Raw genomic sequence first — 26,038 nt, 5'->3', positions numbered from 1 at the left:
TCTCCTTCAGACAGTCAAAGCGTTGTGTTCGGCCACCGCGCGCTCGACCCAGACGTGGGCCTGACCGAGGTAATGCGCGGGGTTCAGAAGCTCATCGAGTTCAGCATCGCTCAGCTCGGCGGTGACCTGCGGTTCGTCACCGAGCACCGCGCGCAGATGCCGTTGCTCGGCCACCGCGCGCTTGCAGCATTGTTCGAGCAGATGATGCGCCGTGTCGCGGCCGACCCGTTGTGCAAGCACGATGCTCACCGCTTCGGCCAGCACCAGCCCTTGGGTCAATTCGAGGTTGCGGCCCATGCGCTCGGCATCGACTTCCAGGCCGTCAGCCAGCAAGCGTGCCTGTTGCAGCGAACCGGACACCAGGCAGCAGATCTCCGGCAGGGTTTCCCATTCGGCGTGCCACAAACCGAGGCTGCGTTCATGTTCCTGGGGCATGGCGCTGAACAATGTCGAGACCAGCCCCGGCACCCGCGTCGCCGCACCGATCAGCACCGCCGCGCCGACCGGGTTGCGTTTGTGCGGCATGGTCGAAGAACCGCCCTTGCCCGGCGCTGCGGGTTCGAAGACCTCAGCGGCCTCGGTCTGCATCAACAGGCTGATGTCGCGGCCGAATTTGCCAAGGCTACCGGCGATCAATCCCAGCACAGCGCCGAACTCGACGATGCGATCACGTTGGGTGTGCCACGGTTGTTCCGGCAGGCGCAGTTGCAGCTCTTCGGCCAGGGCTTCGGCGATTGGCAGAGCGTGTTGCCCCAGCGCCGCCAGTGTCCCCGACGCACCGCCAAATTGCAGGACCAGCAAGCGCGGTTTCAGTTCTTGCAGACGTTGACGACTGCGCGTCACCGCGCCGAGCCAGCCAGCGATCTTCATGCCGAGAGTCACCGGCGTCGCGTGCTGCAGCCAGGTGCGCCCGGCCAGCGGCGTCGTGGCAAACCGTTGGGCCTGACCGGCGAGCGAATCGGCCAGTTGCGCCAGTTCGTTTTCGATCAGCAGCAGCGCCTGACGCAGTTGCAGGACCAGCCCGGAATCCATCACGTCCTGACTGGTCGCGCCCAGATGCACGTAGCGCTCGGCTTCGGCGTCTGTCGCGGCTATCCGCTTGCCCAGCGCCTTGACCAGCGGAATCGCCGAATTGCCAGCCGTGGCAATCGCCTCGCCGAGTGCGGCGAAGTCATACAGCCGCGCATCACATGCCGCCGCAATCGGTGCCACGGCAGACGCCGGAACCAGTCCGACGCGCGCCTCGGCCCGGGCCAGCGCGGCCTCGAAATCGAGCATCGCCTGCACCCGGCCCTGATCGCAGAACACCTCACGCATATTGCGGGCGGTGAAATAGGCATCGAACAATTGATTGCCCGGTCGCTGAGTCATAAAAGTCCTTGCCGGCGCGGGCCATGGCAGCCCGCGCATTTCGGGTTAGAGATCGTGGTGCAAATACGCCGCCTGTTTCGGCAAGCGCAAACTGAACAGGAACGCGATCGCCATCATCGCCGTCACGTACCAGTAAAACGAGTTTTCCATGCCGATGTTTTTCAGGCTCAGGGCGACGAATTCCGCCGAGCCACCGAAGATCGCGTTGGCCACCGCGTAGGCCAGCCCGACGCCGAGGGCGCGAACTTCCGGCGGGAACATTTCGGCTTTCACCAGACCGCTGATCGAGGTGTAGAAGCTGACGATCGCCAGCGCCACGGTTATCAACACGAAGGCGAGGAACGGGCTGCTGACGCTTTTCAGACTGAGCAGAATCGGCACGGTGAACAGCGTACCGAGGGCGCCGAACCAGAGCATCGAGTTGCGTCGGCCGATCCGGTCGGCGAGCATGCCGAACAGCGGCTGCATGTACATATACAAGAACAGCGCGCCGGTCATGATGTAGCTGGCGGTCTTGGCGTGCATGCCCGCGGTATTCACCAGGTACTTTTGCATGTAAGTGGTGAAGGTGTAGAAAATCAGCGAGCCACCGGCGGTGTAACCGAGCACGGTGATGAACGCGGCCTTGTGATCGCGGAACAGTGCGCTGATGCTGCCGGCATCTTTGTGCGCGCGGGTTTCTTCGTTGGTGGTTTCCTTCAACGAGCGCCGCAGGAACAGCGAAATCAGCGCCGCCACTGCACCGACCACAAATGGAATCCTCCAGCCGTAGGCACGCAGTTCGTCTTCGTTGAGAAACTGCTGCAACACCACCACCAGCGACACCGCCAGCAATTGCCCGCCGATCAAGGTCACGTACTGGAACGAGGCGAAAAATCCGCGCTGGCCCTTGAGCGCGACTTCGCTCATGTAAGTCGCGGTAGTGCCGTACTCGCCGCCGACCGATAGACCTTGCAGCAGCCGTGCGAACAGCAACAGGATCGGCGCCCAGACGCCGATGGAGTTATAGGTCGGCAGGCACGCGATCAGCAGCGAGCCGAAGCACATCATCAGAATCGAGATGAGCATCGATTTCTTGCGCCCGTGCTTGTCGGCGACCCGGCCGAAAATCCAGCCGCCGATCGGGCGCATCAGGAAGCCAGCGGCGAACACGCCAGCGGTGTTGACCAGTTGCACCGTCGGGTTGTCGGAAGGGAAAAACGCCGGGGCGAAATAGATCGCGCAGAAGGCGTAGACGTAGAAGTCGAACCATTCGACGAGGTTGCCGGACGAGGCGCCGACAATGGCAAAGATGCGCTTGCTGCGCTCCTCGCCGGTGTAATGGGAAGTGGTGGTGGTCATTGTTTTTCACTCGAAAGGGACGGTGAGAGTCTAGACATACTTTGCAACAGTCCCGTTCCACATCTGGTGTCTATTGATCATTCGCACGCAGAGCGTGGGAACAATCATGCACTCGACTACACAGTTTCCCTTGTAGGAGTGAGCCTGCTCGCGATTGCGGTGTGTCATTAAGACAATTCAAACCTGACACACCGCAATCGCGAGCAGGCTCACTCCTACAGGGGTTGGCGGTGTTGTTCAGTAATCGAAGAACACTGTCTCGGCCTCGGTGCCTTGCAGTATCACATTCCATTGATAAACGCCTGACGCATCCGGCTTGGCCAGCAAGGTTTGGCGGCGTTCGGCGGGTACGCATTCGAGCAGCGGGTCATCGACGTTGGCCGGTTCGCCTTCGAAGTAGATCCGCGTCAGCAAGTGCTTGACCAGGCCACGGGCAAATACCAGCACCACCAAGTGCGGCGCCTGGGTCGTGCCTTTCAGACCCGGCACGGTGCCCGGTTTGATCGTGGTGAAGCGGAATCGCCCTTCGCCGTCCACCGGCACTCGGCCGAAGCCTTCGAAGTGGGGGTCCAGCGGTTTGTCCTGATGATCTTCCGGGTGGTCGTATTTGCCCGCGGCGTTGGCCTGCCAGACTTCGAGCATGGCGTCGTTGACGACGTCGCCGTTGCCATCCACCACCTGCCCAGTGATCGCCACGCGTTCGCCGAGGGTCTGCTCATTGGCAAGGTCTTCGCGGTTCAGCCACGTCAGGCCGATGTGGTAATACGGCCCGACGGTGTGGGACGTGGTCGCATTGAGCGTCATCTTATTTCTCCATCGGCGTGGCTTCACGCCCGCGCAGCACGATGTCCCAACGGTAAGCGAGGGCGTAGGACGGAATGGTTTTTTCCAGATCGAAAGCAGCGATCAGGCGTTCCTTGGCCGAGGTGTCCGGCACGCAGTTGTAGATCGGGTCGTACGCCAGCAGCGGGTCGCCGGGGAAGTACATCTGCGTGACCAGGCGGGTGAGAATGCTCGGCCCGAACAGCGAAAAGTGGATATGCGCCGGACGCCACGCATTGTGGTGGTTGCCCCATGGATAGGCGCCGGGCTTGATGGTCTGGAACTGGTACCAGCCATCGGCGTCGGTGACCGTGCGCCCGGTGCCGGTGAAGTTCGGGTCCAGCGGCGCGTCGTGCAGGTCGCGAGCATGGTTGTAGCGACCGGCGGCATTGGCCTGCCAGATCTCCACCAGAATCCCTGGCACCGGCAGACCGTCTTCATCGAGCACACGGCCGTGAACGATGATGCGCTCGCCCAACGGCTCGCCTTCGTGCTGCGCGGTCAGGTCGTGGTCATTCTCCACCAGGCGCTCGGCGCCAATGGTCGGCCCGGTGATTTCCGACAGCGAGTGCGGCAGATGCACCAATGGCTTGGACGGCGAGCGCAGGTTGGTGGATTGGTAGGTCGGGTGCAGGTAATCAGGCTGGGTGCCTGCCTGCGGGCGACGGTAACCAGGCTTGTCAGTCATTTCGCTTTCCTCAGTTCTTATAGATGCCGCAACGCGTCAGACGCGTTCGATGGCCAGGGCCAGACCTTGGCCAACACCGACGCACATGGTCGCCAGACCTTTCTTGCCGCCGGTCTTTTCCAGATGGTGCAGAGCGGTCAACACCAATCGCGCACCGCTCATGCCCAACGGGTGGCCGAGGGCAATTGCGCCGCCGTTCGGGTTGACCTGCGCCGCGTCATCCGCCAGCCCCAGTCCACGCAACACCGCCAGACCCTGGCTGGCAAACGCTTCGTTGAGTTCGATCACGTCGAAATCGCTGACCGCCACACCGAGGCGCTCAGTGAGTTTGCGCACCGCCGGCACCGGGCCGATACCCATAACCCGCGGCGCGACGCCGGCGCTGGCCATGCCGAGCACTTTTGCGCGGGCGGTGAGGCCGTGTTTTTTCACCGCTTCGGCAGAAGCCAGAATCATTGCAGCGGCGCCATCGTTGACCCCGGAAGCATTGCCGGCGGTAACGGTTTTGTCCGCACCGTTGACCGGTTTCAGCCTGGCCAGCGCTTCAATCGTAGTGTCGGCGCGCGGGTGTTCGTCCTGGCTGACCACGGTTTCGCCCTTCTTGTGAGCGATGCGCACCTCGACGATTTCTTCAGCGAAGTAGCCGGCGGCCTGCGCGGCGGCGGTACGTTGCTGACTGCGCAGGGCGAACGCGTCCTGATCTTCGCGCGAGACTTTATGGTCGTCGGCGACGTTGTCAGCGGTTTGCGGCATCGCGTCGACGCCATATTGCGCTTTCATCAACGGGTTGATGAAACGCCAGCCAATGGTGGTGTCTTCCAGTTTCATGTTGCGCGAGAACGCCGCGTCAGCCTTGCCCATCACGAACGGCGCGCGCGACATCGACTCGACGCCGCCGGCAATCGCCAGCTCCATCTCGCCGCTGGCAATTGCCCGGAAAGCCGTACCAATCGCGTCCATGCCCGAAGCGCAGAGGCGATTGAGCGTCACGCCCGGCACGCTGTCCGGCAGACCTGCCAACAACAGGGCCATGCGCGCGACGTTGCGGTTGTCTTCGCCGGCCTGGTTGGCGCAGCCGAGGAACACCTCGTCGACCGCGTTCCAGTCGACCGAGGGGTTGCGCTCCATGAGCGCCTTGATCGGTATGGCGGCCAGATCGTCGGCGCGCACGGCGGACAAGCCACCGCCGAAACGGCCGATGGGGGTGCGAATCGCGTCGCAGATATACACGTCACGCATCATGCTTCTCCCGGTGCCTGACCGTGGGCGGCGGCGGTGCGCGCTTCGAGATCGCGCAGCGCGGTCAGCTCGACTTCGGTCGGCTCAGCGGTGGTTTCAACAGAGTCGGCAAAACGGATCGCCCAACCGGTGGCGGCGACCACTTGCTCGCGGGTCACGCCCGGATGCAGCGCGGTCACCACAAATTCATGGGTGCCCTGCTCCGGCTCCATGATGCACAGGTCGGTGATGATTCCCACCGGTCCGGCGCCCGGCAGGCCCAGACGCTTGCGTGAATCGCCGCCCTCGCCATGGCCGACCGAAGTGATGAAATCGAGCTTGTCGACAAACGAACGCGCCGACTGTTTAAGGATGATCAACACGCTTTTCGCCGAACCGGCGATCTCCGGCGCGCCACCGGCACCCGGCAGGCGCACTTTCGGCGAGAAGTAATCGCCGACCACGGTGGTGTTGATGTTGCCGAAACGGTCGACCTGCGCGGCACCGAGAAAACCGACATCGATGCGTCCGCCCTGCAGCCAGTAGCGAAAAATCTCACCGGTCGGGACCACGGTGTCTGCAGTCTCGGCCAGCTCGCCGTCACCGATGGACAGCGGCAACACGCTCGGCTTGGCACCAATCGGGCCCGACTCGTAGATCAGCACCACATCCGGCGACGAAGTCAGACGCGCAAGGTTGGCGGCTTTCGATGGCAGACCGATGCCGACGAAGCACACCGAGCCGTTCTTCAGGCGCCGCGCCGCGGCAACGGTCATCATTTCATTGGTGGTGTAAGTCATTACTTGGCCTCCGAAGCAGCGGCCAACCTGGCCTGGAATTCGCTGAAATCAGCGCAGCCATGGATGTATTCGTCGATCCACGCGGTAAACGTCTCACGGTCCCGAGCGATCGGGTCCCACGCCTGATAGAACCGATTGTCACGCTCGGTGTAACCGTGAGCGTAGGACGGATGCGCGCCGCCGGGCACATGGCAGACCGCGCTCAGCGCCCAGGTCGGCAGCACGCAGGCGTTCATCGGTGCGTTGAGATCGTCGACGACTTCTTCGACGGTGACGATGCAGCGCTTGGCCGCCAACGCGGCTTCTTTCTGCACGCCAAGAATGCCCCACAGCAGCACGTTGCCTTTGCGGTCGGCTTTCTGCGCATGGATCACGGTGACGTCCGGGCGCACCGACGGCACGGCCGCGAGCACTTCGCCGGTGAACGGGCAGGTGACGGTTTTGATCAGCGGGTTGACCTTCGGCAGGTCGGAGCCAGCGTAGGCGCGCAGCACCGCGAACGGCAGGCCGGACGCGCCCGCGACGTAGGCGTTGGCCAGGTCGGCGTGGCTGTGTTCTTCGATTTCCAGCGCATGCGGCCACTGTTTCTCGACCGCATCGCGCAGACGGTGCAGCGAACCGACGCCCGGGTTACCGCCCCAGGAAAAAATCAGCTTGCGTGCGCAACCGGCGCCGATCAGTTGGTCGTAGATCAGGTCGGGGGTCATCCGCACCAGCGTCAGATCTTTCTTGCCCTGACGAATGATTTCATGACCCGCTGCGGTAGGGATCAGGTGGGTGAAGCCTTCGAGCGCGACGGTGTCGCCATCGTTGACGAATTGCTTCACCGCGTCGTGCAGCGAAAGGATCTCAGCCATGGAGCGGGCTCCCGTTTTTATAGTGAATCGCCAGTGATAAAAAGGCGCGAGGTTCAGCGCCGAAGTCACTGAAGATTAAGCCTGGGGAAATGGCCAAACAATCCGATAATCGACTGAGTGTTCGTTTATCGAACGGATTGTTGCTTCCCTAACAATCGAATCAAAAGCATCGCGAGCAGGCTCACTCCTACAGGGGAACGCATTCCAAAATGTGGGAGTGAGCCTGCTCGCGATGAGGCCAGAACATTCACAAAAATGCGGACCTTAAGACTCAGGTGGCATCCGCATGGCTGACCATGCCCTTGATCACCACCGCCGCGGTTGCCAACCCGGCCGGAATCACCAGCGCGGTCAGCACCTGCTCGAAATTCCAGCCCAGGCCCAGCAGCGTCGCGCCCATCCACGCGCCAAGAATCGCGCCGAAGCGGCCAATCCCGAGCATCCACGAAACCCCGGTGGCTCGGCCTTGCGTCGGGTAGAAGCGTGCCGCCAGCGACGGCATCGCCGATTGCGCGCCGTTGACGCACATCCCCGCCACCAGCACCAAAGTCGCGAGCAAGGTGATGTTGTCCAGGCTCTGCCCTACCGCGTAGGCAAACACCCCGGCCAGCAGGTAGAACGTGCCAATGACCTTGTGCGGGTTGAAGCGGTCCATGGCCCAGCCCACTCCCACCGCGCTCAACACCCCACCGAACTGGAACAACGCGCCGATGAAGGCGGCCTGTTCCATGCTCGCGCCGCTGTCACGCATCAGCGTCGGCAGCCAACTGGTCAGCAGGTAAACGATGACCAGACCCATGAAATAGGTCAGCCACAACAGCAAGGTACCGGTGCTGTAGGTGCCGGAGAAAATTACCGCGAAGACGTTGCGCGCCTTGACGGTTTTCTGTTCCGGCACGCTGAAGCTCGAGGCTTGGGCCACGGTCACCGGGTCGATCGGCGCCAACGTCTTGCGCACCTTGTCGGTGCCACGGTTGCGCACTACCAGGTAACGCGCCGATTCCGGCAGCCAGAACAACAGGACCACAGCAAGGATCAGCGGCAGCACCCCACCGATCAGCAGCAGGCTGTGCCAGCCAAAAGCCGGAATCAGTTTGGCGGAAATGAACCCGCCGCCAGCCATGCCCAGGTTGAAGCCGCAGAACATGCTGGTCACCAGCAGTGATTTCTTGCGCTCCGGGGTGTATTCAGAGAGCAAGGTGGTGGCGTTCGGCATCCCCGCACCCAGACCGAGCCCGGTCAGGAAGCGCAACACCAGCAGCTGTTCGACATTGGTGCTGTAAGCCGAGGCCAGGCTGAAAGCGCCGAACAGCAGCACAGCGCCGACCAGCACCACTTTGCGGCCGAAGCGGTCAGCCAGCGGGCCGGAACCGAGGGCACCGAAGACCATGCCGATCAGCGCGGCGCTCATTACCGGGCCGAGACTGGCGCGGTCGATACCCCAGTCCTGCGACAACGCCGGGGCGATGAAACCCATGGCGGCGGTGTCGAGGCCATCGAGAAAGACAATCAGGAAACACAGGATCACCACTCGCCACTGGTAGCGCGAGATCGGTTGGGCATTGATGAAGGTCTGCACATCGAGGCAGTTACCCACAGCGGACTGAGGCTGGTTCATTATTTTTATTCCACGCAAAAAACGCAGTCGAACGATGGCCGGCCAACGGGCGGCACGGTCATGAGAATAGAGGGTTTGAATCAGGCGTCGCGTTGCATCCGGCAACAGAGTCGGCAAGGCAGACAGTCGGGGAACATGCGCATGGGGAGGTGCCTCTTGTCATTATTATCGGAGTCGGCAGTCCGGGCTGACTCTGCGGGTCAGCGCCGGATGACGCTGCCGCGACATTAATGATCCGAGGGTTTTAGCGTCAATTCGATAAACGCAACACTGTGCGTTTATCGAACAGCTTCATCAGGCAAACAACTGCGCACTGAGGTCGCGACTGGCGCTGAGCAGGCCCGGCAAAAAGCGCTGCTCCAGTTCGCTGCGGCTGACTCGTCCAGCGTGGGTGCTGACATTGAGCGCCGCAACCACCTGGCCGGACGCGTCGTAGACCGGCACCGCAATCGAGCGCAGGCCCTGCTCCAGTTCCTGATCGACGATGCACCAGCCCTGCTGCCGCACCTCTTGCAGGCAGGCGAGCAAGGCGTCAGGGGTATGGATCGTGCGGCTGGTCTTGGCCACCAGTTCGGCGTGATCGAGGTATTCGCCCAGCGACGTATCGTCGAGTGCCGCCAACAGAATCCGCCCCATCGAGGTGCAGTACGCCGGCAGCCGCCCGCCCACCGACAGGTCAACCGAAATCAGCCGCTGGGTCGTAGCCGAACGGGCGATGTACAGAATGTCGTCGCCCTCGAGCGTGGCCATGTTGCAGGCTTCGTGCAGTTGTTCGCTCATGCGATCGAGGTACGGCTGGGCAGAAACGGCCAGCGGCGTCGATGACAAATAGGCGTGGCCGAGGGTCAACACTTTCGGCAGCAATGAATAGGTGCGACCGTCGGTGGTGGCGTAGCCGAGCTTGATCAGCGTGTGCAGGCAACGGCGCACCGCCGCGCGAGGGATCTCGGTGCGGTGGCTGATCTGGGCGATGGTCAGGTGGCGCTTGCGCTCCTGAAAAGCCTGCACCACCGCCAGACCGCGGGCCAATGAGGTCATGAAATCCGGATCGCCGGTCAGGGCCTGGATACGCTTGGCCGGCGAAGCGACGATCGGCGGCGCCACGGAAGTGAAGGAATTGCGCATTTGATCGTTCATTCAAGGTCCTTGGTCCGGCTCGGATCAGTGGCTATACAAACGGCTCACAGGCGAATGCACAAGCGCTGGGAAGGCAACATTGGGCGATTATCGAACCGTCGACCGATAATCGCAATCCGTCATCTCGCACCGAGTCAACGTGCCCGTTTCGACCACACCCGTTTTAGATGGATGCGTTAGTTGTTCATTTAATGGCGCCAAAAACTGATCATCCGGCAAATAGTCCCCAGCACGCAGTGCAACTAAATAAACTTGCGCGCAACCAGGCCCCCACACATTCAGAACCGTTTTTAACTTGGCAAAGATAGTCATTCCTGAATCGATGGCTATAATGCACCTCAGTGGCGCCCCGTCTTCATTGACCCGGATCGCCACCCGCTGAGGTGATGTCCATCACCGACAGCCCGGCCAGCGCCAGACGCCATTTTTCATGCAACGCCTGCGTTCGCCGAAACAGGAAACTGATGCTGCGTCAGTTTTATCGGGTGCCGTAGCCGCCTGACAGACGAAAGTCCCGTTCGCTCGCCGATTCAACTAATGCCTGTTCAGGCATTGAAATGGGGGGGCGCTCGAGCGATTCGTTGCCATGCGTTTCACCAGACTTACAACTCAACTCATACAGGTATCACTGTGACGAAAGACGAACTGCGCGCGGAACTTGAGCGCCAGGAACAACGTTACAAGGAAGTTTACGGCGGGGAAGTCACCACCTACGCCGCACAGCCCGAACCGGAACGCAAAGCCTGGCGCAAGCGCCCTACCGTTCAGGATCAGGTGTTCAAGCAGGAAATCGAAAAAATCGAAAAGGAACTCAAAGCCGAGGAGCCTTGAACACAGGCGGCGGTTTTTGAAGGTTTGCGTCCGCACCGTTTACAAGCGCGGTGAAACGACGATGCCTTGCGCGCCCGCTACCCGCGGGCAGCGGCAATCCTCGCGTCTGACAGGCCGATGACAGACGTCCTACAGGTTTCACAGATATTTCAGACAAGCGTTTGAGCCTTCGCCCAGTCTTTGAAAATGCCGGCAAATCGCGGGTTTTATTAATAGAATCAACGACTTGAAAAACCCTGCGCACCGCTTGGTTTTAACGCGCTGCAACAAATTAACTTGAAGAAGAGTGTGACCAGTGAGCAGACAGGGCATCGATTTCCTGTCTTTTCTGGCATAATCGCGCCCCCTTACGACCGGGTCAGAAAACCTTCATGATCGATTTATTCAGCGGACTGGATGCTTGGGTGCTTGTGAGCCTCTTGCTCGCCCTGACGTTTGTCCTCGCCTTCGAGTTCATCAATGGATTTCATGACACCGCTAACGCGGTAGCCACTGTTATCTACACCAAAGCCATGCCGCCGCATCTGGCAGTGTTCTTTTCCGGCGTGTTCAATTTCCTCGGCGTGCTGCTGGGCGGCGTTGGCGTGGCGTATGCCATCGTCCACCTGCTGCCGGTGGAACTGCTGATCAATGTGAACACCGGCCATGGCCTGGCAATGGTCTTCTCGCTGCTCGCCGCGGCCATCGCCTGGAATCTGGGCACCTGGTACTTCGGTATCCCGGCTTCCAGCTCGCACACCCTGATCGGCTCAATCCTCGGTGTTGGCCTGGCCAACGCGCTGATCAACGACATCCCGTTGAGAGATGGGGTGAACTGGCAGAAAGCGATCGACATTGGCGCCTCGCTGGTGTTCTCGCCGATGGCCGGCTTCCTGATCGCCGCGCTGGTGCTGATCGGCCTGAAGTGGTGGCGCCCGCTGTCGAAGATGCACAAGACGCCGGAACAGCGCCGCAAGATCGACGACAAGAAACACCCGCCATTCTGGAACCGTCTGGTCCTGGTGATCTCGGCCATGGCCGTGAGCTTCGTGCACGGTTCCAACGATGGCCAGAAAGGCATCGGCCTGATCATGCTGGTACTGATCGGCATCGTGCCTGCGCAGTTCGTGCTCGACCTGAACAGCACCACCTACCAGATCGAACGCACTCGCGACGCGACCCTGCACCTGAGCCAGTTCTACCAGCGCAACGCCGATTCGCTGGGTGAATTCCTGGCCTTGGGCAAAAGCGTGGAAGGTGACCTGCCGGAGAAATTCCGCTGCAACCCGCAGCAGACCGAACCGACCATTTCCGCCCTTCTGCACACTCTTAAAGGTGTAGCGGACTACCACTCGCTGCCGTCGGAAAGCCGCATCGAAGTCCGTCGCTACCTGCTGTGCCTCGACGACACGGCGAAGAAAGTCGGCAAACTGCCAGGCCTCGAAGCCCGTGAAAAGGCTGATCTGGACAAGCTGCGCAAAGACCTGACCACCACCACCGAATACGCCCCGTTCTGGGTGATTCTGGCGGTCGCCCTGGCCTTGGGCCTGGGCACCATGGTGGGCTGGAAGCGCGTGGTACTGACCATTGGCGAGAAGATCGGCAAGCAAGGCATGACCTATTCCCAGGGCATGTCCGCGCAGATCACGACGGCCAGTTTGATCGGCATGGCCAACATTTTCAGCCTGCCGGTATCGACCACTCATGTGCTGTCTTCGGGTGTGGCCGGGACCATGGTTGCCAACAAGAGCGGCTTGCAGGGTGGCACGGTCAAGACCATTTTGCTGGCTTGGGTGTTGACCTTGCCAGCGACGGTGGCGCTGTCGGCCGGGTTGTTCTGGTTGGCTTCCAAGGCGTTGGGTAGTTGATATTCAGCTGCTTGTGAAGGAGGCGCGATTCTTTGGAATCGCGCCTTTTTTTGGAGTTGGGATTGGGGGCATATCCGTTGCTGCGGGGGCTGCCGCTGGCGGTTTCGCTCTTACAGCGACTCACTTTTTCAAACGCCAAAAAGTAAGCAAAAGGCTTTGCCCCGGCGTTCGGCCCCTCGCTGGGGCTCGGGGTTCCTTCGTTACGGAATCGCTCCGGGCGCAGCGGCTACGGTTTGCTTCGCTGCACCTACTTCCGCTGTGTACGACTTCGTCGTACGGTCGCTACGCTCCCACACCCGGATCGATCCCTTCACTCAGCCTGCCGAAGGGGCAAAAGATCAAATACCAGATCAAAATCAAAAGCCGGATCAAAATCAAAAGCCAGGTCAAAATCAAAAGCCCCTCACCCTAGCCCTCTCCCGGAGGGAGAGGGGACTGACCGTGGGGGATGCGAGAGATACGCTGACCTGGGATATCGAGTTGAATGCAGATTTTGAAAAACCCACAAATCGGCCCCCTCTCCTCGGGGAGAGGGCTGGGGTGAGGGGCAAATCCACCGCAAATCCCAAGCCATACGTCGCTTCTCACCACTCAACAATGAGCGCCAGCTCGAGTGCTCTTGATCTTGCCTAACCGGCGACATCGGAAGGCTGAGTGGAGGGATTGATCCGGGCGTGGGAGCGCAGCGACCGTCTGGCGCAGCCAGACACAGCGGAAGGAGGTGCAGCGCAGCAAACCGTAGCCGCTGCGCCCGGATCAGTCCCGGAGCGAAGGGACCCGAGCCTGCGAGGGCCGTACGTAGGAGCAAAGCCTTTTGGTTCCTTTTTGCTGGGCCGGCACTCCGGCGTCTGAAAAAGGGACTCGCCGTAAGGGCGAAACCGCCAGTAGCCACACCCAAAAAAACGGATATACACCCAAAACAACCAGAGCCTGGTCGGCCCAAAGGCCGCCACGGCCAAAAAAAAAAGGGGCAACCGAAGTCGCCCCAAAATGCCTTGCGTGCCCATCAACCCAGAAGAACTCACTTGCGCCGCTTATGCGCATCCTTCCAGATAAAAAATCCAAACCCTGCAAAAAACAGCACCATCAGCCCAACCGTCAGGACCCCGGCAAACACCACGTTATCGAAAAACATGACTGGCCTCCTGGCCCCTGCTTTGCTGCGATGAGTGCAAATTAGCAGACACACGGACACGCACATTGACCAGGATCAATGTCCGCAACAAAGAGAGAAAAGAGGGAAAATTAAATGACCTGCATCAAAGGACGCAGAGGGAGATCAGCGCTTTTTCGGCTTGTTCTTCGACTTTTTCCTGGCTTTCCCCAACGGCATCGCCTGCTCGAACGCCTGGCGGACTTCGTTCAGGCGCTTCTCGTTGAGGTCATGCACACGCTTGGCGCGCTCGCTGCTGAGGTCGATCAGTTTGTCGTCTTGGCTCATGGCATCAGTACATCGAAGAAAAAGAACACAACTGCCACATCACCGGCAGGACTGCGCCCATCATGCCGCCTGACGCCGGCGCTGACCAGTCACACCGGCACCGCAATCAAATCTCGATATCGACCCACAACCCCTGACGCGGCTGATCGTCCATCAGCGGTACCACTGGCACGGTGTTGTCGGCATTGAGTTCGGTACCGGGTACAGCCAGATGTTCTTCCGGGTCTTCATCGGCCTCGCGACGCCGACGCTCGCGCTCCTGCTGGCGGCGCTGTTCCTCGCGCAGCAACAGGCCATCCTCTTCGGGATTGCGTTTTTGCAGATCGATCGTGCTTTCGTTGGAGCTTTCCTGCACCGGCACCACCGGAGGGATGTCCGGCCGCTGGCGGATCGGATCCTGCTGGGAAGTGATCGGCACGGCGCTCAAGGGGAGCATCGGTGGCAACATATATAGGTCTCCTGTGTGCAGGCTATCGGCTGCGGTACAGGCGCCTTGAGCCGCCCGTCGCAAACTTGTGACCCGGTTGGCACCCACAGGTGCCCCGCCGCTGGAAAAAACCGACGCCTGACGCTCCGGTACCCGCTTGCAGCTTGCAGCTAAAAGCTCGCCACTGCTCCTATTCCTTTGGCCCTGAAGCCGTCATTCCGTTAAGATAGCCCGCTTTTTCAAGGTGGGAGTCAGGCAGCATGGCGCAGCAGTATCAACCGGGGCAACGCTGGATCAGTGACAGCGAAGCAGAGCTTGGTTTAGGCACCGTTCTGGCACAGGACGGCCGCTTGTTGACCGTGCTTTACCCGGCCACTGGCGAAACCCGCCAGTACGCGCTACGGAATGCGCCCCTGACCCGCGTGCGGTTCTCGCCGGGTGATAGCATCACCCACTTCGAAGGCTGGAAGATGACCGTGCAGCAAGTCGACGACGTCGACGGGCTGATGGTCTATCACGGTCTCAACGCGCAGAACGAAGCCGTCACCCTGCCGGAAACCCAGCTGTCGAACTTCATTCAGTTCCGTCTGGCCAGCGACCGTCTGTTCGCCGGCCAGATCGATCCTCTGCCGTGGTTCTCCCTGCGCTACAACACCCTGGAACACACCAGCCGCCAGTTGCAATCCTCGCTCTGGGGCCTGGGTGGCGTTCGCGCACAACCGATTGCGCACCAGTTGCACATCGCCCGGGAAGTCGCCGACCGCATCGCGCCGCGGGTACTGCTGGCGGACGAAGTGGGTCTGGGCAAAACCATCGAAGCCGGCCTGGTGATCCATCGCCAACTGCTGTCCGGCCGCGCCAACCGCGTGCTGATCCTCGTTCCGGAAAACCTCCAGCACCAATGGCTGGTGGAGATGCGCCGCCGTTTCAACCTGCAGGTCGCGCTGTTCGACGAAGAACGCTTCATTGAAAGCGATGCCACCAACCCGTTCGAAGACACGCAATTGGCGCTGGTCGCGCTGGAATGGCTGGTCGACGATGAAAAGGCGCAGGACGCACTGTTCGCCGCCGGGTGGGATCTGCTGGTGGTCGACGAAGCCCACCACCTGGTCTGGCACGAAGAAAAAGCCAGCCCGGAATACTCGCTGGTTGAGCAACTGGCTGAGGTCATTCCCGGCGTGCTGCTGCTCACCGCCACCCCGGAACAACTCGGTCAGGACAGCCACTTCGCCCGTCTGCGCCTGCTCGACCCGAACCGTTTCCACGACCTGGCGGCGTTCCGCGCCGAAAGCGACAACTATCGCCCGGTCGCCGAAGCGGTTCAGGAACTGCTCGACAAGGGCCGTCTCTCGCCCGCAGCGCACAAGACCATTCACGGTTTCCTCGGCAACGAAGGCGAAGCCTTGCTGACCGCGGTCAACGATGGCGACACCGAAGCCAGCGCGCGTCTGGTGCGTGAACTGCTCGATCGCCACGGCACTGGCCGCGTGCTGTTCCGTAACACTCGTGCTGCCGTGCAGGGTTTCCCGGAGCGCAAGCTGCACCCGTATCCGCTGCCATGCCCCGACGAATACCTCGAATTGCCGTTGGGCGAGCATGCCGAGCTGTACCCGGAAGTCAGCTTCCAGTCCCAGCCGGAGGCCAGCGAAGAAGAACGCTGGTGGAAATTCGACCCGCGCGTCGAGTGGCTGATCGATCAGCTGAAAATGCTCAAGCGCACCAAAGTGCTGGTGATCTGCGCCCACGCCGAAACCGCGATGGATCTGGAAGACGCCCTGCGCGTGCGTTCCGGCATCCCGGCCACGGTGTTCCACGAAGGCATGAACATCCTTGAACGTGACCGCGCCGCGGCCTACTTCGCCGACGAAGAGTTCGGCGCGCAGGTGCTGATCTGCTCGGAAATCGGCAGTGAAGGTCGCAACTTCCAGTTTGCTCACCACTTGGTGCTGTTTGATCTGCCGTCGCACCCGGACCTGCTCGAGCAGCGCATCGGTCGTCTCGACCGGATCGGCCAGAAGCACATCATCGAACTGCACGTGCCGTATCTGGAAACCAGTCCGCAAGAGCGCCTGTTCCAGTGGTACCACGAAGCGCTGAACGCATTCCTCAATACCTGCCCGACCGGCAACGCCTTGCAGCATCAGTTCGGCCCGCGCCTGCTGCCGCTGCTCGAAGAGGCCGACGACGGTGAGTGGCAAGCGCTGATCGACGAAGCACGCGCCGAGCGTGAGCGTCTGGAAGCCGAGCTGCACACTGGTCGCGACCGTCTGCTGGAGCTCAACTCCGGTGGCGCTGGCGAAGGTGAAGCGCTGGTCGAGGCGATCCTTGAGCAGGACGACCAGTTCGCCCTGCCGATCTACATGGAAACCCTGTTCGACGCGTTTGGCATCGACAGCGAAGACCATTCGGAAAACGCCCTGATCCTCAAGCCGAGCGAGAAGATGCTCGACGCCAGCTTCCCGCTGGGCGACGACGAAGGCGTGACCATCACCTACGACCGTAACCAGGCGCTGTCGCGTGAGGACATGCAGTTCATCACCTGGGAACACCCGATGGTGCAGGGCGGCATGGACCTGGTGTTGTCCGGTTCGATGGGCAACACCGCCGTCGCGCTGATCAAGAACAAGGCGTTGAAACCGGGCACCGTGTTGCTGGAACTGCTGTATGTCAGCGAAGTGGTCGCACCGCGTTCGCTGCAACTGGGCCGCTACCTGCCGCCGGCGGCGCTGCGCTGCCTGCTCGATGCCAACGGTAACGACCTGTCGCCACGGGTGTCCTTCGAAACCCTTAACGATCAGCTGGAAAGCGTGCCGCGCGCCAGCGCCAACAAGTTCATCCAGGCCCAGCGCGATCAGCTGACGCCGCGGATCAACGCCGGCGAAGACAAGATCGCCCCGCGTCACGCCGAGCGCGTGGCCGAGGCGCGTCGTCGTCTGGCCGCCGACACCGACGAAGAACTGGCGCGCCTGACCGCGTTGCAAGCGGTCAACCCGACCGTGCGTGACAGCGAACTGGAAGCGTTGCGCACTCAGCGTGAGCAGGGTCTGGCGATGCTGGATAAAGCGGCGCTGCGTCTGGAAGCGATTCGGGTGTTGGTGGCGGGCTAACCGCCCCGCTCCACCGCTGAAAACAACAAGGCCCGCAGTGATGCGGGCCTTTTTTTTTACTGTGATTTATCAAGTGATGCTGATGGCCTCATCGCTAGCAGGCTAGCTCCCACACTGGATCTCCAGCGTTTACATAATCCCTGTGGGAGCCAGCCCTGCTGGCGATAGCGGTTAAGCAGTCGCCGCTGCAACCTCTGGCTCAACCACCGCCACCAACCCCTCCTTCATCCGCTGCGCATCCCGCACAAAACACCGCGAGGCCAGAAACAGAAACACCATGGTCAGAAACAGCGCCACCGGAATCAGGTACATCGCGTCATGCAAGCCGACCGCCTTGAACGCTTCGGTCATCTGTTCCGCCCCCGCCGACAGCATCGCCGTGTGCGCAAAATGGTCCGACAAACCACCGACCACCACCGGCCCCAAACCACCGCCGAGCAGATACAGCCCGGCAAAGAACAACGCCATCGCCGTCGCGCGCAGGCGCGGTTCGACTACGTCCTGAATCGCCGTGTACACGCAGGTGTAGAAGTTATAGGCGAACAGCCAGCCAACACTGAACACTGCGACGAACACGCCGATCTCGATTCGCCCGGCATGCAGCGCCCACGCCGTGCACAGGGTCGAGATGATCAGACTGAACGCCGCAAACAGCAGTCGCCCGCTGGCCACGCGCTGGTGGATCTTGTCAGCGATCCAGCCGCCCAACGTCAGCCCGACCAGCCCGGTCACGCCGACAATGATCCCGGTGGCCACCGCCGCTTCCTGCAACGGCATAAGGAAATAGCGTTGCAGCATCGGCACCAGAAAGGAGTTGCAGGCATAGGTCGCGAAGTTGAAGCACAGCCCGGCCATCACCAGCCACAGGAACGTCGGCACCGCCAGCACGCGACGGATTGGCTTGTCGACTTTTTCCTGTGAGACCTGCACGGTTTCCGCCGCGCCGCGCTTGGGTTCCTTGATGAAGAACATGAACACCGCCAGGATCAGCCCCGGCACCGCGGCAATAAAGAATGGCGCGCGCCAACTGTCGAAGGCCTTGACCATCGCGCCGATGGTGAAGAACGCCAGCAGCAGCCCCAGCGGCAGGCCGAGCATGAAAATGCCCATGGCCCGCGCCCGACGGTGCGCCGGAAACAGATCGCCGATCAGCGAGTTCGCCGCCGGTGCATAACTGGCTTCGCCGATGCCAATGCCCATGCGCACGATCAGAAAGCTCCAGAAACTGCCGACCATACCGTTGACCGCAGTCAGTGCACTCCAGGTCGCCAAACCCCAGCCCATCAGTTTGCTGCGTGAACCGGTGTCGGCCATGCGCCCGAGTGGCAGGCCGGCAATGGCGTAAACGATGGTGAACGCAGTGCCGATGATGCCCAGCTGAAAGTCGCTGAGGTGCCATTCCATGCGGATAGGTTCGATGATGATCGCCGGAATGGTACGGTCGAAGAAATTGAACAGGTTGGCGAGGAACAGTAAAAACAGAATGCGCCAGGCATTCGCCGCTTGGGTCGAGTTCTGCATGGGTCCGTCTCTTTATTGTTATGGGGCTTCACTGCCAGCGCGTTCGAGCCCGGAACCTGCAATCTAGTCAGCCGCGCGAGGGCTGTCTGTGATCATTCGTCAGCCTGATATCGGCCCATTGCACTGTAACGAAACGTAAGCCCTTGATAACGCTGAAATCCCCTGCCATACGGGGCTTTCACGGCAAAATCCGGGCACAAAAAAATACTTTCGCGCCCCCCTTCCCAAGTCCATGACAAAGCCTAGAATGGCCGCCGGATCCGTCCGGATCTGCCGATCAATCCCTTTGATACCCTCGCCCATGTCTGAAGTCAGTCCGTGTCTGAATTGCGGTGCCTGCTGTTCCCATTTTCGCGTGTCTTTTTTCTGGGGTGAATGCGCATCCTCCGGCGGTACGGTACCTGATGAACTGGTCGAGCAAATCACCCCGAGCCGTGTGGCAATGATCGGCACTGATCGCAAACCCACGCGCTGCATCTCGCTGGCAGGGGAAGTCGGCAGCAAAGTAGCGTGCACGATCTATGAAAATCGCTCGAGCCCTTGCCGCGAATTCGAAGCGTCGTGGGAGAACGGTGAACACAACCCCGACTGCGACAAGGCCCGCGCCGCGCATGGTCTGCCGCCGCTTGACCCGCACTGGAACGATCTGCCACTTGAGCGTATTGCCTGAGTATTAGCGCGAATCGCTATGACGCTAATGCCAAAATCATTAGCGCCAATGTGCCACTACCGCTTGCGCACAGAAATCGGCCTCTATACTCCAGTCATTCGCCTGCGTTGATCACGCAGTCAGGACGACTTCAGAGACGGGGCACGCTATGGAGTGGCTTGGTTTGCATTTTGTTACCGAGCTGCCGGCGCGCGGGCAGATCATTCTCGATTGCACGCACAATCCGTTGCTGGTGCTGGCAGCCTATCTGGTCGCCTGCGCGGCGAGTTTCGCGACGCTCGATATGGCCGAGCGTGTGGTGCATGCCGAGGATCTTGCCTCGCGGCGGCTCTGGCGCTGGATCGGCGCGACCTGTCTGGCCGGCGGCATCTGGGCCATGCACTTCATCAGCATGTTGGCTTTTCAGACGCCCATCGATATCGAGTATGACCTCGGCATCACCCTCTTCTCGTTACTGATCGCCCTGCTCGCCTCGTGGCTGGCCATGCAGACCCTGAGCGAGGTGCAGCCCAGTGCGCAGCGCTGCCTGAAAACGGCGTCGGTCATTGGCCTGGGTATCGCCGGCATGCATTACGTGGGCATGGCGGCGATGAAATCGAGCGCCAGCGCCTACTACCATCCGGGGCTGTTTGCGCTGTCAGTGCTGATCGCCATCGGCGCCAGTTTCGCCGCGCTGTGGGTCGCCCGCTATCTGAGCGAAGGCAGCGGCGTGGCCCATCAGTTGCTCAAATACAGCGCTGCGCTGATTCTCGGCGCAGGCATCATCAGCATGCATTTTACCGGCATGGCCGCGCTGGATCTGGTCATTGCCGAGGGTGGCCTGGCAGCGAGCGGCGGCGCAACCGGACATCTGCAACTGGGCCTGACCGTGGCGTTGATCATCCTGTTGATATTGGGCAGTGCAATCAGCGCCGCCCTCGCCGACAAGAAGCTGCAAAACAAGGAGCAAGACCTGCGCCGGGTCAACGCCCTGCTCAGCCAGCTCGATCAGGCGCGCATGTCGTTACAGCAAGCGGCCAATTACGACGCGCTGACCAATTTGATCAACCGCCGTGGCTTCAACCAGATGTTCGCGGAAAAACTCAGCCAGAAAACCAGCGAAGGCGGCATGCTCGCGGTGATGTTTCTCGACATCGATCACTTCAAACGGATCAACGACAGCCTCGGGCATGACGCCGGCGACGCGCTGCTCAAAGTCATCGCCCAGCACATCAAAAGCTCGGTGCGCAGCCACGAAGACGTGGTCGCGCGGTTCGGCGGTGACGAGTTCTGCATCCTGATCAGCCTGCACGACCGCGAAGAGGCACGCGGCATGGCGCAGCGCATCATGCTCAAGATGAAAGAGCCGATCGAACTGGCCGGCCGGCGCATGGTGATGACCACCAGCATCGGCATCAGCCTGTTTCCTGAAGACGGCACGACTTGCGAAGAACTGCTAAAACACGCCGACCTGGCGCTGTACCAGTCCAAAGGCGCGGGGCGCAACGGCCTGCACTTTTTCAATTCAAGCCTGAAAAATCGCGCCACCCTGGAATTGCAACTCGAAGAAGAACTGCGCCAGGCCCTGCGCGAAGAAAACGGCCTGACGCTGTACTACCAGCCGATCTTCGAGCTGAAAACCGGCCGTGTCACCAAGCTCGAGGCGCTGATTCGCTGGCAGCACCCACTGCACGGTTTGCTGACCCCGGATCGTTTCATCGCCATCGCCGAGAGCAACGGCCTGATCGCCGAGCTGGACAACTGGGTGTTGCGGCGCGCCTGTCGCGATCTCGGCGAACTCTCCAGCCATGGCTGCGAGGAGCTGAAAATCGCCTGGAACTGCTCGCCGTTGAATCTGGCCCGCGAGGAACTGGCCGATGAAATCGAACACGCCCTGCGCAGCGCCGGAGTGGCGCCGGAACGACTGGAGCTGGAGGTCACCGAAAATGCGCTGATGGGCAACATCGCCAACACCCTGGTGTTGTTGCGGCAGATCCGCGCGCTTGGCGTGTCGCTGTCGATTGACGACTTCGGCACCGGTTATTCGTCGCTGGCCTACCTCAAGCGCCTGCCGCTCAACACCTTGAAAATCGACCGCTCGTTCATCTTGGATATTCCCAAGGCCACGGCGGACATGGAGATCGTCCAGGCGATCATCGTCATGGCGCACACCCTGCACCTGCAGGTGGTCACCGAAGGCGTGGAAAGCCTGGAGCAGTACGAGTTTCTCGAGCGCTCGGGCTGCGATTTCATTCAGGGCTACTTGCTTAGCCGCCCAGTGCCGCTCAACGAGTTGCGCCCGGTGCTGGCGGAAATCAACCAGCGCAAGGCGTCGCCGGCGTTCAATCCGTTGCTGCTGGCGCGCGGTACATTTGCACCAGTGTCGCTGGGTCCTGCGCCAGATAGCCCTGCGCCCCATGCAGGCGCATCAGTTGTGCGGCCAATCCGCTGAGCGGCGTGGCCGAGCCCTGTTCACGGGAAAATTTCACTGCCGTGTCGAGATCCTTGAGCAACGTGCGCACGTGCCATTTGATCGGCTCGAAACGACTCTCGGCCATTTGCGGCGCAAGAATCTGCAGCGGTTTCGAATCGGCAAAACCGCCGGCCAGCGCTTCGGCAAGCAGGCTGGCATCGACCCCGGCCTGTTCGGCCAGCGCCACCACTTCGGCGATCACCAGCGCGTTGCAGGCGACAATCATCTGATTGCAGGCCTTGGTCACCTGGCCGGCACCGACGCCGCCCATGTGCGTGACACGCTGGCCAAGACTCAGCAGCACCGGACGCACCCGCTCGAGATCCGCCGCCGCGCCGCCAACCATGATCGCCAGGCTGCCCGCCTCGGCCCCGACCACGCCGCCGGACACCGGGGCGTCCAGCCAGCCCATGCCGGCTCGCTGCGCCAGTTGCGCGGCCATCTCGCGGGTCGCCGTTGGTTCGAGACTGGAAAAATCCACCAGCAGTTGTTCGTTTTTTGCGCGCTCGGCAATGCCGCCAGCACCAAACACCACCTCGCGCACCACCGCCGTGTCAGCCAGACACAACATCACGATGTCCGCGTGCTCGCACAGTTCGGCGGGGCTCGCCACTTGCTGGGCACCCGCCTCGACCAGTGCCGCGCACTTGGCCGGGTTGCGATTCCACACGGTCAACGGGTAGCCCGCCGCCAACAGACGCTGGCACATCGGCAAGCCCATCAGGCCGATTCCAGCAAACCCCAACGAAGGTCGCGTTGACATCATTTTGCCTCTTTTCCATTAAAGATCGCCGAATAATGGCCGATTCAACAACGATCAGGAAAGGATTCCCCCCAGCGACAGTCAGGCCACCGCGCTGACGCTCGGGCTCAATTCGCGCAAAAAAGACGCGAGATCCTATTCCGTGAGGTTCGCTGACATCGGTCATCGGGCCAACCCAGTCCAGGTACATGGCGCACCATGACATCCAAAAACAATCCTGCCACTGCGATTTCCGACCTGACCTCCAGCCCCGCCGCCAACAGCCCGACCAAGCCTGCGCAACCCGCACGCCCGCTGTCGACCCAGCAATACCTGTACTTCACCGAAACCAATACCGACCGCATCCTCGACAACCTCGACGGCCTGCGTGATCTGGTGTTCCCGCGCCCGCCACACCTGGAAGGCGATAACGAACAGCACAACGATCAGGAATTCCCTTCGGTATGCCTGATCGGCCTCGGTCGCTGCGGCTCCAACATCGCTCTCGACGTCGCGGAGCTGGTGTACAACGCGCGCAAGTTTTACCTCAACGAATTCAACAACGAAGATCGTCCGGCCGACCGCCGCCTCGCCGACAAGGGTTACAGCCCGGCGCAGTGGATCAAACAGAACCTGCGTCTGGGCCCGAACAAATCGGCCAAACCGGTGTTTCTGGTCGAGCCGCTGGTGATGCTCGGCGACCTCGACAAGGACATCGCCGGGCGCATCCGCTTTTCCCGCAAGGGCGAAAAAAGCGGTTTCCTGCGCGACTACAGCAAGATGAAAATCATGGACTTGTCCGAAGTCCACGCCGGTGGCGCCGGTAACGCGCCGATCCTCGGCCAGTACCTGGCGAAGATCATCCTCAACAAGGACACCCAGCGCTTTTCCAGCCCCGACTGGAAAATGATTCACTCGTACCTGATCGACAGCTGCGGCATCAAGGCCAACCAGTCGCGCCTGTACTTTTCGATTTTCAGTGCCGGCGGCGGCACCGGTTCGGGCATGGCCTCGGAATTCGGTCTGGCCCAGCAGCACTCGTACATGAACAAGACGTTCGACACCAAGCCGATGGACGAACACGACGGCAAGAGCGGTCACTCATTTGTGTTCGAGCCGATCTTCACCAGCGGCATCTGCGTGCTGCCGAACATTTCCGATCACCGTAGCGAAATGTCCGAGGCGCTGCACATCAACGCCGGTCGCCTGCTGTGCAAATACCTTTCTGAGGAATGGGATTTCTCCTACAACTTCGCCAACGAAGACAGCAGCGAAGCCAGCGTCATGGGACGGATTCGCCCGTGGAACGCGATGATGCTGATTTCCAACGACATCATGCGTTACGCCGAAGAAAGCGACGACGGCAACATCCAGAACATTGATGTCAATGCGATGGAGAAGCACGCCAACCAGTACATCTCGCAACAGATTTTCAACATTCTCACCGCGCAGGCAGTGACCACCGACTACGACCAGAACTACTTCCGTCGCGCCGGCATCGACATCGGCGAGACCATTCGCCTGGACGCCAACGACCTGTTCATGAGCCTGGCCGGCCCGGTGGCGATCGCCTACGCCGAATCGGTGGTGCCGGAAACGCCGCCGCCGAGCAGCGACAAGTTCAAGGTCTTCGAAAAAGAGCCGCAGCGTCTGAACATCGACGATCTGTTCTTCCGCTCGATCGACCTGCCGCACTTCAACAAGGTCACCCAGGCCATCGAAGGCATCAGCCTGCTGCCGATCGAGTCCAAGCGCTATCGCGCGTCGCTGGAGCAGTACAAGAATTCCGGCTACGACGCCGCCGCCCTGCATGACCTGCACTTCTTCAAGAACTGCTCGTCGGTGGTCTCGATCGTTTCGCTGCCCAAGGACTACAAGCTGTCGTACATGGACCTGAACCGGCTGAAGACCCACCTCAACAGCCTGTTCCCCAACACCACGCTCAAGCGTTACGCACTGGTGATCGGCGCTTCGGCGAACCTGTCGCTGACCACCCTGATCGCCAAGAGCCCGTGCCTGTCGGATGACTTCCTGACGTTGATCGTAGCGTTCATCAAGCGTTGCTTCGCCAAGACTCCGTACCGTTTCGACGAGACGCTGGACAACTCGATTCTCGACTTCATCATTCAGGAAGAGTTTGATGAAGACCGCATCGATGACCTGCTCAACGAGTTCGAAAACCCGGCGAAGATTCTCGACACCAACTGGTACGCGATCAAACCGATGTACGAGAAGAAGTACCGCGAGCTGATCAACGACAAGGACAAGTTTGTCTCGATCAACGACATTCGCCTGTCGCGCGATTGTGTGAAGAAGTCGATCAAGTACCTGCGCGAGATCTACCGTCACCGGATTGGCAAGACCAAGGTCATTTCCCTGAATAACCATACCGGGAAGACTTACTCGGTCTGATCAGAAACCGAGTCGCCTCTATCGCGAGCAGGCTCACTCCTACATTTTGGAATGCGTTCCCCCTGTAGGAGTGAGCCTGCTCGCGATGAGTCCCTTCCGACCGATACAAATCCCACTGACTCAACATCCAGAAACAATTAAGCGACCCTCAGGCCGCTCAATAAACTGTTCCCGTTACGTTTACGTCACCGTGAAGTGAGACGCGCCTGTGGCATTTCTCTACGGCAACGTGCCATCACGCTACTCCGCTACACACTTTTCGCAGATGACAGCTCGCACCATTAAGGTGCGACGCTTGGAGCGCTCGCCCTTTCCTGGATCAGAATCCATGGCGACACCACCACGGCCCACAGTTGCGGATCGCGTTCAAAAATATCCAGCGCCCGTGTTTCAGACAGCTTGGCGACCTTGTCGTCGGCCAGCCAGGCCGCGACTTTCTCGCCTTCGTCAGACGCCACGGCTTCGGCAGCCGCGATCAAATCCAGCTCAGGGTCGACCCACAATAGGGCACCCTTGGCGAAGAACGGCTCCAACTCTTTCCAGGTAATAGATGCGGTTTCCCCAAGCAGCTTGGCATAGAGGGTGCTAGGTTCTTGATTCATGGGCTCTGTCCGGAAAAGAAATCGACGCGAATCATAACGTTGGTGGTCCGCCAGAAAAACCCGGTTGCAAATGGCTGCACCGAACGAAAAGAGCAGGAACGCCAGGGAATGCTGCTGATTGGGCTATATGCCCG

21 protein-coding genes are annotated in these 26,038 nt (G+C 60.8%); 6 read left to right on the top strand and 15 right to left on the bottom strand.

Going from position 1 to position 26,038, the window contains the following annotated elements; genetic code table 11:
* Nucleotides 1-6: 6 nt before the first annotated feature.
* From BLU52_RS04885 to pcaR, 9 genes are all read right to left on the bottom strand, one after another.
* Nucleotides 7-1,371: a 3-carboxy-cis,cis-muconate cycloisomerase gene (locus tag BLU52_RS04885; protein WP_090282148.1), complete on the bottom strand. Its 1,365-nt coding sequence runs from the start codon at nucleotides 1,369-1,371 to the stop codon at nucleotides 7-9.
* Nucleotides 1,372-1,416: 45 nt separating this feature from the next.
* Nucleotides 1,417-2,712 (bottom strand): MFS family transporter, encoded by a 1,296-nt coding sequence (locus tag BLU52_RS04880; RefSeq protein WP_090282147.1) that lies wholly within the window; start codon nucleotides 2,710-2,712, stop codon nucleotides 1,417-1,419.
* 237 nt (nucleotides 2,713-2,949) lie between these two features.
* The gene (gene pcaG, locus BLU52_RS04875; protein WP_090282146.1) at nucleotides 2,950-3,516 is read right to left on the bottom strand and encodes a protocatechuate 3,4-dioxygenase subunit alpha; all 567 of its coding nucleotides are present in this window, start codon (nucleotides 3,514-3,516) and stop codon (nucleotides 2,950-2,952) included.
* Nucleotide 3,517: 1 nt separating this feature from the next.
* Nucleotides 3,518-4,222 carry a protocatechuate 3,4-dioxygenase subunit beta gene (gene pcaH / locus BLU52_RS04870; RefSeq protein WP_090282145.1) on the bottom strand — a complete coding sequence of 235 codons (705 nt, stop codon included), beginning with the start codon at nucleotides 4,220-4,222 and terminating at the stop codon, nucleotides 3,518-3,520.
* A 36-nt stretch (nucleotides 4,223-4,258) separates the two neighbouring features.
* Nucleotides 4,259-5,464 (bottom strand): 3-oxoadipyl-CoA thiolase, encoded by a 1,206-nt coding sequence (gene pcaF, locus BLU52_RS04865; RefSeq protein ID WP_197677954.1) that lies wholly within the window; start codon nucleotides 5,462-5,464, stop codon nucleotides 4,259-4,261.
* Entirely contained in the window at nucleotides 5,461-6,240 is a 780-nt protein-coding gene (locus tag BLU52_RS04860; protein WP_090282143.1) for a CoA-transferase subunit beta, read from the bottom strand. The genes pcaF and BLU52_RS04860 overlap by 4 nt, the downstream gene beginning before the upstream one ends.
* On the bottom strand, nucleotides 6,240-7,097 hold the full coding sequence (locus tag BLU52_RS04855; RefSeq protein ID WP_090282142.1) for a CoA transferase subunit A: 858 nt from the start codon (nucleotides 7,095-7,097) through the stop codon (nucleotides 6,240-6,242). Before BLU52_RS04855 ends, BLU52_RS04860 begins: the two co-directional genes overlap by 1 nt.
* A 271-nt stretch (nucleotides 7,098-7,368) precedes the next feature.
* Entirely contained in the window at nucleotides 7,369-8,715 is a 1,347-nt protein-coding gene (locus BLU52_RS04850) for an MFS transporter (RefSeq protein WP_090282141.1), read from the bottom strand.
* Between the two features lie 294 nt (nucleotides 8,716-9,009).
* Nucleotides 9,010-9,852: a pca regulon transcriptional regulator PcaR gene (gene pcaR / locus BLU52_RS04845; RefSeq protein WP_090282140.1), complete on the bottom strand. Its 843-nt coding sequence runs from the start codon at nucleotides 9,850-9,852 to the stop codon at nucleotides 9,010-9,012.
* 630 nt (nucleotides 9,853-10,482) lie between these two features.
* On the opposite strand from pcaR, the gene BLU52_RS04840 reads away from it, so the two are divergent.
* Together BLU52_RS04840 and BLU52_RS04835 are read left to right on the top strand one after the other, a co-directional pair.
* Nucleotides 10,483-10,683, top strand: a complete 201-nt coding sequence (locus BLU52_RS04840; RefSeq protein WP_008080067.1) for a hypothetical protein — start codon at nucleotides 10,483-10,485, stop codon at nucleotides 10,681-10,683.
* Between the two features lie 371 nt (nucleotides 10,684-11,054).
* Nucleotides 11,055-12,530: an inorganic phosphate transporter gene (locus BLU52_RS04835; protein ID WP_090282139.1), complete on the top strand. Its 1,476-nt coding sequence runs from the start codon at nucleotides 11,055-11,057 to the stop codon at nucleotides 12,528-12,530.
* A 1,021-nt stretch (nucleotides 12,531-13,551) separates the two neighbouring features.
* On the opposite strand, the gene ccoM is transcribed toward BLU52_RS04835, so the two are convergent.
* The 3 genes from ccoM to BLU52_RS04825 all read right to left on the bottom strand — a co-directional run bounded on the left by ccoM (nucleotide 13,552) and on the right by BLU52_RS04825 (nucleotide 14,419).
* Entirely contained in the window at nucleotides 13,552-13,665 is a 114-nt protein-coding gene (gene ccoM / locus BLU52_RS27150; protein ID WP_016771346.1) for a cytochrome c oxidase subunit CcoM, read from the bottom strand.
* 144 nt (nucleotides 13,666-13,809) lie between these two features.
* A complete protein-coding gene (locus BLU52_RS26760) occupies nucleotides 13,810-13,971 on the bottom strand; it encodes a hypothetical protein (RefSeq protein ID WP_090282138.1) in 162 nt (53 codons plus the stop codon).
* Nucleotides 13,972-14,077: 106 nt separating this feature from the next.
* The gene (locus BLU52_RS04825; protein WP_090282137.1) at nucleotides 14,078-14,419 is read right to left on the bottom strand and encodes an aspartate-semialdehyde dehydrogenase; all 342 of its coding nucleotides are present in this window, start codon (nucleotides 14,417-14,419) and stop codon (nucleotides 14,078-14,080) included.
* Nucleotides 14,420-14,658: 239 nt separating this feature from the next.
* Between BLU52_RS04825 and rapA the strand changes: the two genes are divergently transcribed.
* Complete coding sequence (gene rapA / locus BLU52_RS04820) at nucleotides 14,659-17,505, top strand: RNA polymerase-associated protein RapA (RefSeq protein WP_090282136.1); 2,847 nt, start codon at nucleotides 14,659-14,661, stop codon at nucleotides 17,503-17,505.
* A gap of 171 nt (nucleotides 17,506-17,676) precedes the next feature.
* On the opposite strand, the gene BLU52_RS04815 is transcribed toward rapA, so the two are convergent.
* A complete protein-coding gene (locus BLU52_RS04815; protein ID WP_090282135.1) occupies nucleotides 17,677-19,026 on the bottom strand; it encodes a spinster family MFS transporter in 1,350 nt (449 codons plus the stop codon).
* Between the two features lie 301 nt (nucleotides 19,027-19,327).
* On the opposite strand from BLU52_RS04815, the gene BLU52_RS04810 reads away from it, so the two are divergent.
* A complete protein-coding gene (locus BLU52_RS04810; protein WP_090282134.1) occupies nucleotides 19,328-19,696 on the top strand; it encodes a YkgJ family cysteine cluster protein in 369 nt (122 codons plus the stop codon).
* A gap of 148 nt (nucleotides 19,697-19,844) precedes the next feature.
* Nucleotides 19,845-22,127 (top strand): putative bifunctional diguanylate cyclase/phosphodiesterase, encoded by a 2,283-nt coding sequence (locus BLU52_RS04805; RefSeq protein ID WP_090282133.1) that lies wholly within the window; start codon nucleotides 19,845-19,847, stop codon nucleotides 22,125-22,127.
* Here the strand turns inward: BLU52_RS04805 and BLU52_RS04800 are convergent.
* Nucleotides 22,018-22,914, bottom strand: coding sequence for an NAD(P)-dependent oxidoreductase (locus tag BLU52_RS04800; protein ID WP_167359886.1), 897 nt, complete (start codon nucleotides 22,912-22,914; stop codon nucleotides 22,018-22,020). The two genes, BLU52_RS04805 and BLU52_RS04800, sit on opposite strands and share 110 nt — an antisense overlap.
* Nucleotides 22,915-23,109: 195 nt before the next feature.
* Here BLU52_RS04800 and BLU52_RS04795 point away from each other — a divergent pair, with 195 nt between their 5' ends.
* A complete protein-coding gene (locus tag BLU52_RS04795; RefSeq protein ID WP_090282132.1) occupies nucleotides 23,110-25,302 on the top strand; it encodes a hypothetical protein in 2,193 nt (730 codons plus the stop codon).
* A gap of 281 nt (nucleotides 25,303-25,583) precedes the next feature.
* Here BLU52_RS04795 and BLU52_RS04790 read toward each other — a convergent pair whose 3' ends face one another.
* Entirely contained in the window at nucleotides 25,584-25,904 is a 321-nt protein-coding gene (locus BLU52_RS04790; protein ID WP_090282131.1) for a DUF2288 domain-containing protein, read from the bottom strand.
* Between the last annotated feature and the right edge of the window lie 134 nt (nucleotides 25,905-26,038).

It is taken from the genome of Pseudomonas granadensis, from assembly GCF_900105485.1.
Taxonomy (GTDB): Bacteria; Pseudomonadota; Gammaproteobacteria; order Pseudomonadales; family Pseudomonadaceae; genus Aquipseudomonas; species Aquipseudomonas granadensis.
This window is presented reverse-complemented; position numbering and strand designations above follow the sequence as displayed.

Coding starts and splice junctions, on each gene's coding strand:
- BLU52_RS04885 (WP_090282148.1), bottom strand. CDS start 1,371: ATGACTCAGCGACCGGGCAATCAATTGTTCGATGCCTATTTCACCGCC.
- BLU52_RS04880 (WP_090282147.1), bottom strand. CDS start 2,712: ATGACCACCACCACTTCCCATTACACCGGCGAGGAGCGCAGCAAGCGC.
- pcaG (WP_090282146.1), bottom strand. CDS start 3,516: ATGACGCTCAATGCGACCACGTCCCACACCGTCGGGCCGTATTACCAC.
- pcaH (WP_090282145.1), bottom strand. CDS start 4,222: ATGACTGACAAGCCTGGTTACCGTCGCCCGCAGGCAGGCACCCAGCCT.
- pcaF (WP_197677954.1), bottom strand. CDS start 5,464: ATGATGCGTGACGTGTATATCTGCGACGCGATTCGCACCCCCATCGGC.
- BLU52_RS04860 (WP_090282143.1), bottom strand. CDS start 6,240: ATGACTTACACCACCAATGAAATGATGACCGTTGCCGCGGCGCGGCGC.
- BLU52_RS04855 (WP_090282142.1), bottom strand. CDS start 7,097: ATGGCTGAGATCCTTTCGCTGCACGACGCGGTGAAGCAATTCGTCAAC.
- BLU52_RS04850 (WP_090282141.1), bottom strand. CDS start 8,715: ATGAACCAGCCTCAGTCCGCTGTGGGTAACTGCCTCGATGTGCAGACC.
- pcaR (WP_090282140.1), bottom strand. CDS start 9,852: ATGAACGATCAAATGCGCAATTCCTTCACTTCCGTGGCGCCGCCGATC.
- BLU52_RS04835 (WP_090282139.1), top strand. CDS start 11,055: ATGATCGATTTATTCAGCGGACTGGATGCTTGGGTGCTTGTGAGCCTC.
- ccoM (WP_016771346.1), bottom strand. CDS start 13,665: ATGTTTTTCGATAACGTGGTGTTTGCCGGGGTCCTGACGGTTGGGCTG.
- BLU52_RS26760 (WP_090282138.1), bottom strand. CDS start 13,971: ATGAGCCAAGACGACAAACTGATCGACCTCAGCAGCGAGCGCGCCAAG.
- BLU52_RS04825 (WP_090282137.1), bottom strand. CDS start 14,419: ATGTTGCCACCGATGCTCCCCTTGAGCGCCGTGCCGATCACTTCCCAG.
- rapA (WP_090282136.1), top strand. CDS start 14,659: ATGGCGCAGCAGTATCAACCGGGGCAACGCTGGATCAGTGACAGCGAA.
- BLU52_RS04815 (WP_090282135.1), bottom strand. CDS start 19,026: ATGCAGAACTCGACCCAAGCGGCGAATGCCTGGCGCATTCTGTTTTTA.
- BLU52_RS04810 (WP_090282134.1), top strand. CDS start 19,328: ATGTCTGAAGTCAGTCCGTGTCTGAATTGCGGTGCCTGCTGTTCCCAT.
- BLU52_RS04805 (WP_090282133.1), top strand. CDS start 19,845: ATGGAGTGGCTTGGTTTGCATTTTGTTACCGAGCTGCCGGCGCGCGGG.
- BLU52_RS04800 (WP_167359886.1), bottom strand. CDS start 22,914: ATGATGTCAACGCGACCTTCGTTGGGGTTTGCTGGAATCGGCCTGATG.
- BLU52_RS04795 (WP_090282132.1), top strand. CDS start 23,110: ATGACATCCAAAAACAATCCTGCCACTGCGATTTCCGACCTGACCTCC.
- BLU52_RS04790 (WP_090282131.1), bottom strand. CDS start 25,904: ATGAATCAAGAACCTAGCACCCTCTATGCCAAGCTGCTTGGGGAAACC.